Source organism: Pirellulales bacterium (assembly GCA_035939775.1).
Lineage (GTDB): Bacteria > Planctomycetota > Planctomycetia > Pirellulales > DATAWG01 > DASZFO01.
Genome location: DASZFO010000245.1, coordinates 64,496 through 75,515, shown reverse-complemented (window position 1 = coordinate 75,515; position 11,020 = coordinate 64,496). Strand labels below are relative to the sequence as shown.

At 59.8% G+C, this 11,020-nt stretch carries 11 protein-coding genes; 2 read left to right on the top strand and 9 right to left on the bottom strand.

The window, feature by feature from the left end; genetic code table 11:
- Nucleotides 1-92: 92 nt before the first annotated feature.
- The 9 genes from VGY55_15510 to VGY55_15470 form a co-directional block, all read right to left on the bottom strand.
- Nucleotides 93-1,058, bottom strand: coding sequence for an SgcJ/EcaC family oxidoreductase (locus VGY55_15510; GenBank protein HEV2971381.1), 966 nt, complete (start codon nt 1,056-1,058; stop codon nt 93-95).
- A gap of 452 nt (nt 1,059-1,510) precedes the next feature.
- A complete protein-coding gene (locus tag VGY55_15505; protein ID HEV2971380.1) occupies nt 1,511-2,173 on the bottom strand; it encodes a GAP family protein in 663 nt (220 codons plus the stop codon).
- 100 nt (nt 2,174-2,273) lie between these two features.
- Nucleotides 2,274-3,026: a hypothetical protein gene (locus VGY55_15500; GenBank protein ID HEV2971379.1), complete on the bottom strand. Its 753-nt coding sequence runs from the start codon at nt 3,024-3,026 to the stop codon at nt 2,274-2,276.
- A gap of 49 nt (nt 3,027-3,075) precedes the next feature.
- Nucleotides 3,076-4,101, bottom strand: a complete 1,026-nt coding sequence (locus tag VGY55_15495; GenBank protein ID HEV2971378.1) for an HAD family hydrolase — start codon at nt 4,099-4,101, stop codon at nt 3,076-3,078.
- Nucleotides 4,102-4,150: 49 nt separating this feature from the next.
- The gene (locus tag VGY55_15490; GenBank protein ID HEV2971377.1) at nt 4,151-4,585 is read right to left on the bottom strand and encodes a hypothetical protein; all 435 of its coding nucleotides are present in this window, start codon (nt 4,583-4,585) and stop codon (nt 4,151-4,153) included.
- Nucleotides 4,586-4,622: 37 nt separating this feature from the next.
- The gene (locus VGY55_15485) at nt 4,623-5,369 is read right to left on the bottom strand and encodes a hypothetical protein (GenBank protein ID HEV2971376.1); all 747 of its coding nucleotides are present in this window, start codon (nt 5,367-5,369) and stop codon (nt 4,623-4,625) included.
- Nucleotides 5,370-5,425: 56 nt separating this feature from the next.
- Nucleotides 5,426-6,406 carry an SgcJ/EcaC family oxidoreductase gene (locus tag VGY55_15480; GenBank protein HEV2971375.1) on the bottom strand — a complete coding sequence of 327 codons (981 nt, stop codon included), beginning with the start codon at nt 6,404-6,406 and terminating at the stop codon, nt 5,426-5,428.
- Nucleotides 6,407-6,522: 116 nt separating this feature from the next.
- Nucleotides 6,523-8,340, bottom strand: a complete 1,818-nt coding sequence (locus VGY55_15475) for an arylsulfatase (GenBank protein HEV2971374.1) — start codon at nt 8,338-8,340, stop codon at nt 6,523-6,525.
- Nucleotides 8,341-8,861: 521 nt separating this feature from the next.
- Entirely contained in the window at nt 8,862-9,485 is a 624-nt protein-coding gene (locus VGY55_15470) for an HdeD family acid-resistance protein (protein ID HEV2971373.1), read from the bottom strand.
- A gap of 273 nt (nt 9,486-9,758) precedes the next feature.
- On the opposite strand from VGY55_15470, the gene VGY55_15465 reads away from it, so the two are divergent.
- Nucleotides 9,759-10,133 carry a TraR/DksA family transcriptional regulator gene (locus VGY55_15465; GenBank protein ID HEV2971372.1) on the top strand — a complete coding sequence of 125 codons (375 nt, stop codon included), beginning with the start codon at nt 9,759-9,761 and terminating at the stop codon, nt 10,131-10,133.
- A gap of 137 nt (nt 10,134-10,270) precedes the next feature.
- Nucleotides 10,271-10,879 carry a signal peptidase II gene (lspA, locus tag VGY55_15460; GenBank protein HEV2971371.1) on the top strand — a complete coding sequence of 203 codons (609 nt, stop codon included), beginning with the start codon at nt 10,271-10,273 and terminating at the stop codon, nt 10,877-10,879.
- The last annotated feature ends 141 nt before the right edge of the window (nt 10,880-11,020 follow it).

The window sequence follows — 11,020 nt, the reverse complement described above, 5'->3', positions numbered from 1 at the left end:
GATCAAAACGCCGAGAACCGCTTTCATGGATGCACCTCTCTGAAAATGGTCTGAATGTATTGAAATTCGTTTCGAGTTTCAGCCGGCGACCGTCACTTGGCCGATGCCACACGCGTGACCTTGACCGGCGGAACGTCCGGCAAGCTGACACCGTCGAGAGTTCGTTTCACCGATTGCCAGGTGAAACTATTGGCGTCGATCGGGGTAATGATATTGACGGCCGTCGTGTCGCTGCCGTCTCGGAAGACGCCGCTCGCTTCGAGCACCCATTTCGAGCCGTCCTTGATCCAGGCATCGTTGCCGAAGCCGCCGTTGGCGTCGAAGTGCATCGAGACGATCCGCCCGCGCTTCGGATGCCAGCCGATGATCTGACCGCCCGTGAGCGTCGCCTTGCCGTCCTTGATGACGTTATAGCTGCTCTTGATGAAGTTTCGGCCAGCGACCCATTCGAATTTGATTCGCCGGTCCTCTGCTTTGTCGGGCGAGTCGATCTTCCACTCGCCGACGAGCCATTCGAGGTCCTTCAGATAATCCTCGTCCGCGGCGGAAACGTAGGGGGCATCCTTGCAGTCGACCATGATCCATTTTCCGTCGCGCCGGGCATGCACGACGGTGTATCGCGCGGCCGACGATTCGCCCTTCGGCGATTTGTCGCTGGCGATCCCTTTCTCAATCGCGATGTCCGGGCCGAGCAAGCGAATTGACTCGATTTTTACCGCGATGGTTCCGCCAGGGTGGTCTTTGAACAACTGGGAATAGAATTTCTCAATCTCGGCGCGGCCGTGAAATTCTTGCCCAGTCTCGTCCGTATACTCGGCGTCGCTCGACCACTCGGCGCCGATCGTTTTGGCATCTCCAGCGTTGAATGCCTTGACGAATTCGTCTGCCGTGGCACGGATCGCCTTTTCGTCGGCCGCAGCGTCTTGTTTAACCGCGCTCGGCAGATCGGCCGCGTTGGCAGTGTTGATGAAGGCATTGCGAGCCGTGAGAACGATTCCTGCCCCTGCAACCAACAGCGCGGCGACGCCGCCTGGACCGCGTATCCGTCGACGATTCATTGGAAATGCTCCTAAACGTTGCTGAGTATGTTGAGAACATTTGTGGTGGAACGGTCTCGCGACCATTGATTTCAATACCTCGCCAAAGCTTCGCGAAACTGCGGATCAACGCCTTAGCGCATGCCCGGAGGGCCGATAGGAAATAGTCCCGATCGTTAGATCGGGATTGATGATCGTCCCGAACGCGGAGGTCCGAACGACCGACACGAAAACGTGGCGGGGGAACCGTGCCGGTCCTTCGGACCTCGAGCATCCGATCTCGCCGCATCTTACCGCAACCTCACGGTTGCGGTTATTTCCTGCCGGGCCTCCAGCCCTAAACTTGCCGAAATCCTCCATCGGGGTGCACGATGCTGGAAACAGTCCTCTCGATTCCGCGCAAAAAAATGCAGACACCAATTCATCTCCCGGCCGTGCCACAACGACCGATTAGAGTTGATTGCTTCACGCGCTCATAGCCCCTTGATTCCCTCCCAAATGAACACCGATCCAAGAATCAGGCAGATCGCCGCCACGAGGTAGCGACCGTATTTCGTCGCGGCGATGGAGACAGGAGTCAGAATCCTCGCTGCCGCTTTGGGAGCGATCAAGTAAATCACTAGCGGCAGGATCATCGGCAAGAGCAGCAACAACCAGGCGACGCCCAGCGCGATCCCCTTCACCTCCATGCTGACGACAGCTCTTCCCACCTCCCTCACGGCTGCCAAAAATGGCACCAGCGACGAGACATTCAGCCCCATCGCCAGCAAACCCATCAAAGCACAGGTACCCAACTGGCGGCGTTCCGATTGGGAATCCAAGCCGGAGAGGTCCCTCCCATCCTTACTCGGTTTGATCGCCAACGCGACGACGCTCAGCGCCAAGAGCAGCGAGCCAAGGACTGCGTCGATGACTGCGTGGGCGTGCGGGCCGGTAGCCGGCGAAGGTCCGCTGGCGAGCAGCAATCCAAAGAGCGTGAACGCCAACGCCACCAACGCTCCGCCCAGCAGATAAGCGAACGCCTTCATCCGCGGACGGATCTTGCCCCCGAGAAGCACCAGAGAAACGGCGAGTGACGCCGGGCTCACGGCCGAGGCCAGGGCGAGTGGGAGAACTTTAAAAAGGAGTTGGTCCATCGCGAACACTGTTTCCCAAACGCGAAGATCCGCCTCAAATCACCCTCCTTGCCAACGACCATCCAGTCGTCCGCGGTCGCGCCGCGGCCGGAGAGACGCCTTAGGGCTTTAGCTCCCACGCCTTGAGTTTCTTCCGAGCGGTCCCGTAGTTGCCGAGATGGTAAACGGCCGCCCCCTCCGGCGAGAACGTGAAAGCATCATACGGTTCGGCGAGCATTTTTTTCAGGTATTCCTGGGAGGCGATGCCGACGGTGACGTGCGGATTGAAATCCTTGCCAGATGCCTTCGGAACGAACGTCGCGATGTAGTCAATCGTTGGCTGATTGATGTCGGGCGCGTCGGGCGTGGTGACGAACGCTGCCGCCGTCCCAATTCTCTCCGTGAACGGGGCAACCGCGTCAATCAAGTTCTGTTGCAGCTTGAGCAAATCGCCTGTCGGCTCGACGACAATGCCCGCCAAGCCGATGCTCTTGTCCGGGATGTAGTAGTATTTGAACGCCTTCAACTTCATGGAGGTCACATTCCCGCTGGCGAGCACCTTGCCGGAGGCGGCATAAACTTTGTCGAGATCCGCCGTGCGGACGTAACGCTGCAACATCGTGATGTGTGGATGGTGGGACGCATCCAGAGCGAAGCCATCCGGGAACACCTTGAGCAGCCGGGCGTTGACGGCCTCCGCGTGCTGGATCATGGTCCGGTCCGGCTCCAGCGCGATGTCAATCGCCGTCACCGGAGTCTGGTCGGCACGGGGTGACGTTTGCTGCGCCTGGGCGTTCGCTCCTTGCATCGCCAGGGCACATAGCATCGCTCCTTTAATCAGGACATGGCTTACATTTTTCGTGGTTAGCTTCACGGCCGTATCCTTCCGGTGGTTGGCTGACTTCTGGCGGGTTGAGTGTTGGCTATTGCTCGAAGGCAAAGACTCGCTTCCAATCGGTCTTCATGCTGATGACGGTCCAACCGCTCTTCTTCGCTTCGTCGTAGAGCGCCTGGGTGAAGGCACCGAGCTTGGCCGCGGGCAATCCTTGCGCCGGGCCATACGCGTACTCGCGCATCGCATCATCGTGTAGCACCAGCATCGCGAGCCGCGCGCCTTCTCCAGCCTTGGTAAACTCAAGCATCTGCCGGTCCCCGTCGGAATTGCCAAAGGCGGCGACCGGGCGCCGACCGATCATCAGATGGATGCCTTCGGGTTTTCCGGCTTTGTCGTCGTTGAGCAGCAGTTTGGGTTCCTTGGTCAGGATCGGGTTGCCGTCGTTGTCGTAGCCATACGTCGTGCCGCCCATCGTGCCGACGACTTGTTCTGGCGGGATTCCGTAAGTCCGCTCGGCGTAAACGCGGATGAAGTCTTGGCCGCCGCCGCTAACGATATAAGTCTTGTAGCCATTGGCGCGGAGATACTTCAGCACCTCCTGCATCGGCTGGTAGGTGAGTTCTGTGTAGGGTTTTTTCCATCGCGGGTCCCTGGCCGTCGCGAGCCATTGCTTGACTTCGGCCTGAAATTGGTCCGTTGTCATACCGGTGAGCGTCGCGGCGAGGATTTTCTCGAGATCGGGCATCGTCAGTTTTGCGATGGCCGCGCGGTCGCCGGACAGGACGGTCTTGAACGGCTCGATGTTCTTGAGGGCCGGCCTCTTCTCCGCCAACGCCGACACACGATCGAGGCAATACATCACTTGCGAAACCATCGGCTTCTCGACCCAGAGCGTGCCGTCCTGGTCGAAAGTGGCGATTCGTTCTTCGGGTTTCACGTATTTCGAACTCGCCTTATCGGTCGTAACGCGGACGAAGTCCACAAGGGATTGCTTCGCCGGGCCATCGTTCCAGGAAGGGAGTGCATCCTGGGCTTTTGCGAAACTGTGGCCGGCCAACGCGACCGTAAAAAGGGTGAACCCGACGCGGATCGTTTTCAAGTTTGACTTGGTCATAAAGTGGAAGGAGAAGCCTCGTGATAGGTGGAACACCGCGCGGCCGCTCTCATCTTGGTCCTCTTTCTGTATTTGATTGTTTTCGCAAGTTGCTGTCCATCGTCCCGTTCAGCAGTGTTCGCCGCATGCACTCGGCGCACCAGGCGGTCATCACGGCGTGGAGAGCGACTCCCGGCCACAGCGCCACGCCATGCAACCCGAAGGCGATGCCGGCGAAGGCGAGGATGGCGACGGTGGCGACGTTGTAAAACGACATCGCGGTGAGCAGCCCGATCGCGGCCCGACTTTGCGCGTCGGCGCGCGCGAGCCAACAGGCGACGCCCAACGATAACACCGCTCCGCCGCCGACTCGGGCCACGGTCAAAGCTGCGGGCGCCTCTAGCGGCGCGCCGACCAACAGCGTCACCATTGCCGAGGGACAGCACAGCAGCGCCAATCCGGCGCCAAGTTCAATCACCGCGCTCCCGGTGAGCAGCGTTTTCACAGGCGCGATAACTTTGAAACGGATGCAACAGACTACTTCAACGCCCCCGCTCTCGTTGTCCGCCGTTAGCACCTTCAGCTTTGCCTTCTCCTCCTTTGGCTGCTCCGGCGTTGGCTTGGCCAGCCTTGGCTTCTGAAGCGCTAGCGCTGCCCGCCTTGACGCCTCCGGCCTCGGCTCCGCTTGCGTTAATACTTCCGCCTCTAGCCCCGGCTACTTCAACCCCGCCCGCTTCGACTCCGCCAGCCTTGACTCCGCCGACGTATGCACTACCACCGGCCGTATGGGCCGCGCCAAACCCGGCGTCAGTTGGCAATGGCACCGCAACCTGCGCTGTCGCGTAGGCTACTGCCGCGACCGGCGTTGCACCGTACACCGCGACGCCCGTGGCTGGGACTGTCTCCACGGCAAGACCACTGGAACTGACCCCGCCCACCGCGATGCCGCCGGCTTGGGCGCCGCCGGCCTGCACTTCCCCGGCATGGTAACCGCCCACTTCCGCCCCGCCGGCGTGATACCCTCCGGCTTCGGCTCCGCCGGCGTGGTAGCCGCCGGCTTGCGCGCCGCTGGCATGATAACCGCTCGCCTCGCTTCCCCCGGCTCGGGCACCCGAGGCGCTATTGCCGCTCGCGCCGGCCCCTCCGGCTCGATGGCCGCCTTCGGCCCCACCGGACCTTTCGCCACCGGCTTCGCCCCGATTGGCACCGCCCATACCGCGGGCATAGGCAAACTGTACTCCAACGACAGTCAGCGACACGCCAATTATGAGAACAAAAACTTTCTTCATAGGATCACGCTTTCAAGATTTGGTGAAGGATTGTCCTTTGTCGCGCAAAACGAACATCATTTCGTGGCCGGCATTCGCATGACCTTTACGGGCGCCGCATCCGGCAGGCTGACGCCATCCAATGTGCGCATTACCGACTGCCATGTGAAGCTGTCGGCGTCGATCGGAGTCAGAACGTTGACCGCCGAGCTTTCGCTGCCGTCTCGAAGCACGCCGGTCGCCGTAATCACCCATTTCGATCCATCCTTGGTCCAGGCATCGTTGCCGTAGCCGCCTTGGGCATCGAAGTGCCATGAAACAATGCGCCCCAGCTTGGGGTTCCAACCGATGACCTGCGCCCCCGTCAACTTTTCCTGACCGTCTTTCACGGCCATGAACGAATTCTTGATAAAGTTCCTTTGTGCGATCCACTCGAATTTGATTCGCAATCCCTGGTCTTTCGATCCCGTGCTCCACTCGCCGATCAGCCAGGCGAGGTCCTTCAAGTAATCCCCGTCGGCGACTGCGACGTAAGGAGCGTCTCGACCGACGATCATGACCCACTTTCCGTCGCGACGAGCGTGCACCACGGTGTATCGGGCTGCCGTGTCGGCATCCGCGGGCGACTTGACCTTGGCAATGCCCTTCTCAATCGCGATGTCAGGTCCCAGAAATCGAATCGACTCGATGGTGAGCGCCATCGTCAGGCCATGTTGCGCCTTGAACAAGTCGGCGTATTCCTTTTCGATCGCGGCGCGACCGTGGAACACCTGGCCCGACTCGTCCGTATACTGCGCATCGGTGGACCACTCGGCGCCGATCGTTTTCGCATCCCCCGCGTTGAAAGCCTTGACGAATTCGGCGGCGGTGGCACGGATCGCTTGTTCATCGGCCGGATTTCCCGCCGATGTCGGGCCAGCCAACAATGGGCTGGAGGGAGCCGGTTCGGCCGCTTGGGCGGACTCAAAAATGCAGTAGCGAACCGTCAGAGCAACTCCCGCTCCGAAAAACAAGAACATAGCGACGACGAATTGGATCTGTTTCAAACGCCGAGACATAGAGAAACCTTCCCGCTTGCGTAATGAATCCACAAGATAGCGCAACACGTTACTGAGCCGTTTTTTTGGCATAGGCGGGCGGCCCAATTGCGCCGCCCGCCTTGGAGGTCTTTCGATTACTGACTGGCGCCTTTGCTCGCCGCTTCCGCCTCTTGCATCCTCTTTTGCATCTCCGCTTTTACGGCCTCCAGATTGAAACTCGCGCCCTTCTGCATCGGCGGGTAATCGAGGAAGGTTTGGAGTTCCTTGCCAACCACCTGTTGGACGAACACAAAGCGCCAGAATTGGAACTTGAACCAGTCGAAGTATTGCTGGGCCCCTTCTTTCGTTCCGTCGTTGGGCCAACCCGTGCGCTCGAACGGATCGAGGCGCAGGTTGATCAGAACCGGCACGTCAAGGTGTGGCTTGGCGCCGAGCCAGCCTTGGGGCTGGTCGATGAAACGATACTTGTAATCGTCGATGCGCACCGCGCCGACCGTGCTTTCGCCGAGATAGAAGATTTCGTGACGCGCGGACGGCCCTTTGCCGGTGATGGCGGCCATCTGGTTGTAGCCGTCAAGATGGTTCTTGTAAGTCCGGTCGCCGAGGGTCACGCCCTTGAGCAATTGGTCGGTAATGTTCGGGTTCCCGGCGGCGTCGAGGAAGGTCGGGAACCAGTCCATGCCGGAGAAGATGCCGTTCTGCACCGAGTCCGCCGGCACATGGCCGGGCCAGCGCAGGATGCACGGCACGCGGAAGCCGCCTTCCATAACCGTCCCCTTGGACTGCGCGAACGGCGTCTGTCCGCCATCGGGCCAGGTGAAGACCTCCGTGCCGTTGTCGGTGGTGAAGACGACGATGGTGTTATCATCCACACCCATGTCCTTGAGGTGTTGCATTACCAGACCGACGTCGTCATCGAGCTGGGCCATGCCGGCTTCTTCTTCCGACCAGCCATTCTTCGCGTTGCGCAGGGCTTCATACTTCGGGGAAAGATGCGTGACGATGTGCATACGGGTCGGGTTGAGCCAGCAGAAGAACGGCTTGCCGTCGTCTTTGGCCTTGTCCATGAATTTGATGGCGAGGTCGCGGATCTCGTCGTCCACGGTCTCCATCCGCTTGGGATAGAGCGTGCCCGCGTCCTCGATCTTCTGCTTGCCGATCTTGCCCCAGCGCGGCATCTCGGTCGGGTCATCCGTGTCCGTGGCCCAACTGTGGACCATGTTGCGCGGACCGACCACGTTCAAAAGATTCTGCGGGTAATTGGGATGTGCCGGGTCTTCCATCGCGTCCAAGTGATACAGATACCCGAAGAACTCGTCGAAGCCGTGGACGGTGGGTAGGAACTCATTGAGATCGCCCAGATGGTTCTTGCCGAACTGTCCGGTTGCATAGCCCTGCGCCTTGAGCGCGGTGGCAATCGTGCAGGCTTCCGCCGGAATGCCGATCTTGGCGCCGGCTTGGCCGACCGTCGTCATGCCGGTGCGAATCGGAAGCTCGCCGGTGATGAAGTTCGCTCGACCGGCAGTGCAACTGGCCTCGGCATAGTAGTCAGTGAACAACATGCCTTCCTTGGCCAACTTGTCGAGGTGCGGCGTCCGTCCGGCCATCATGCCGCGGTGGTAGGCGCCAATGTTCCACATCCCGATGTCATCCCCCATGATGAACAGGATGTTGGGCTTCTTGCCATTGCTTGAGCGTCCTCGTTCGGCTTGCGCCAACAGGATCTCCGTCTCTTTCTTGTCGCCCATTGCGATCAGCTCGGCCTTCGCCCTTGGTTCCGTTAAGCAGACCACGCCGGGCGGGCAAGCAGCGGCTGTCGCTGGAACACGAGGCGCAATCGTCGCGTTTTCGCCGGCGAAATCCGGCCGAGCTTCACCCGCGATCGATCTGCTCGACAATTCGGGCTGGCGCGACGCGATCGCGTAGCCGATCAGCCCGCCGACCGCCAGCATGGCGATCATCTGGACTCTCAGACTCCTGCACATGATTCGTTCTCCCGGTACAAGACGAACAGCATTGTTGACGGAAACGCTCCGGCCAATTTTGGTTCACTCCCATGACACGGTCAGGAAGCCGTGTCACGACGAGTGGCCACGAGACCTCAAGAACCCGTGATCGGCCGCTCAGAAACGCGCGCCCCCTTGGCAGAGAGTATTGAGCCGGGCGAGCAAATCGCCGCCCAGCGAGCCAGCGGTCGAGCCTGCCAACTCATTACGGATGCACAAAGCGATCTACTTACGGTGCATCCGCCGCTCAAATCGACTCTGTCATAAGGCATCGATTCCCGTCGCGGATTCTACACCCGCGATGTAGGGTTTGCCAGCAGTTTGCGCATTTTTCATTACCAAATTCGAGGGGAGGCGGCGCGCGGAGCACCATGTGATTGTGGCGCGGAATTGGGTTGGAGCATCGCGGACGGCACACGGAGCGTGCCTGCTACGTAGTAGGCACACTCCGTGTGCCGTTCATTCTCTCACGCCGTCCTTTCCGGAATCGCACGGATGGCCAGCGCGAGCATGATCCAAGTCCAGCCGCCGAAAAGCATCTCCAGCCCGACGAGCAAGCCGACCACCCAAAATGCCGAATCCGGCAAGTGCCGGTAGATGATGATCCCCATCAGCATCGTCACCACGCCGTTCAAGAGCGCCCAGCCCCATTGCGGGAATCGGATCAACAGCGCCGCCAAGGCCCGGAATATGCCGGCCACGATGAACGACACGGCGATGAAGATCGTCACCATCAGCACCGACATGAGTTTGTGCTCGCTGATGACGAACCCCGCCGCCACATACAGAATGCCGACCAAGAGATGGACCAGTAAGCCGCTCCATTGGCCCGCCCAGAAAGAGCTGACGATCGTCGCGACTCCCGCAATCAAGAAAAGTACGGCCAACACATCGATCGCCACGAAGGTCGAGAACATGGGTGAGACAACCGCGATCGTGCCGCAGATTACCAGCAAGACACCCAGCAGCAGAAACCACCACCAGTGCGACCGCAGATGGTGGAATTCCCGATGCACCGAAAAACGTGCGGGGGGAAGCGATAGCGGGGCGCTAGGCCCGGAGAAAGTCGAGGGATCGTTGGCAGCGCTCATGGGATGCAACCTCTCAGTAAGAATCGTGGGGGAATCAAGCACCTCCTTGTCGTGTTGCGGACCACTCCTGCCCGCGAATCCAGCGGAACTCCGTTGACGGCGCCTATTGGAAGCATAGCCCTAACACGATGCACATGCCAGCTTTGGGTCGCGCGGGCCAAGTGATCGCGAATTTGACATCGACTCGGGCGGTTCGTACAATCGATGGTCTGTAACGATCCAAGGGGCCGCAACCAGGATTTCGACCCACGAACGACGGCTGGAGACGAGACGATGAAAAAGGCTGAGTTCAACGAGTATCGGGACCGATTGGTGGAGTTGCGAGCGCGGTTGCGCGGCGACGTCGATCAAATGGCTAATTCGGCCCTCAAGAAGACCCGGAGCGAGAACAACGGCGATCTCTCGAGCATGCCGATTCACATGGCCGACATCGGCAGCGACAACTTCGAGCAGGAATTCACGCTCAGCCTGATGGAAAACGAGGAAGGCACTCTCGATGCGATTGAAGCGGCGCTAGAACGGCTCGGTGCAGGCACTTTTGGTTTGTGCGAGGAATGCGGCGCGAAAATCCCCAAAGCCCGATTGAATGCGATTCCCTACGCGCCTTTCTGCGTCAAATGCGCCGAGCATCACGAGAACGGAATCTGAGACGAGCAGCGAGCCTAAGAGCGCCTAACAAATCCGGCTGGGAAAAAGGGGACAGTCCCCGTTTTGCTTCGCGGATTTCGCAAAAGGGGGACAGTCCCCGCCGGATTTGTTAGGAATTCTAAGTGAGAGTTCACGGAATGAATGTGGATCCTGGCGCCAGGATAGTTCCAGCCAATCGTTATCTGCTGTTTTTCGGAGTGGCCGTTGGCGGATGTGCGATTGATCTGGCGAGCAAAAGTTGGATCTTCGATCGGCTCGGTATGCCGGGGCGCAACCAGATTTGGCTCTGGAGGCCAGTTTTCAGTCTGACAACGAGCCTCAATGAGGGCGCCCTGTTCGGGCTTGGGCAAGGATTGACCACCGTCTTTGCGGCCCTCTCGGTTGCCGCGGCAATCTTCATCATCTATTGGCTGTTCTACGCCGGGGCCGCGCGCGACCGGGTTCTGACGCTCACGCTGGCGCTGATTGCGGCCGGAATCTTCGGCAACCTATACGATCGCCTCGGGATGCACGGGCTGCGCTGGCCGGGCACCGCGGAACGAGTCTACGCGGTTCGCGATTGGCTTTATTTTCGCATTGACGGCGTAATCAACTGGCCGGTGTTCAATCTTGCCGACAGTCTGCTGGTGTGCGGCGCACTGGTGTTGTTCTGGCACGTTTGGACGATGCAGCGGTCGTCGGGTGGCGGCGCCGAGCCGACCGGAGACCCGTCGCAACCCGCCTCCGCAACGGCCGCGAACGAGTGAGAATCTCAGAATCGTCCGCGAAAAGTTTTTGACTGGCCGGCGGAATTCTGCTAGCATCCCGGTCGGTTGTATGGCAGTCTCAAGGCCAGGAATAGCAGTCGCGATCGCTGCTGAATCCCAGAGCATGTTCATAAGAACTGC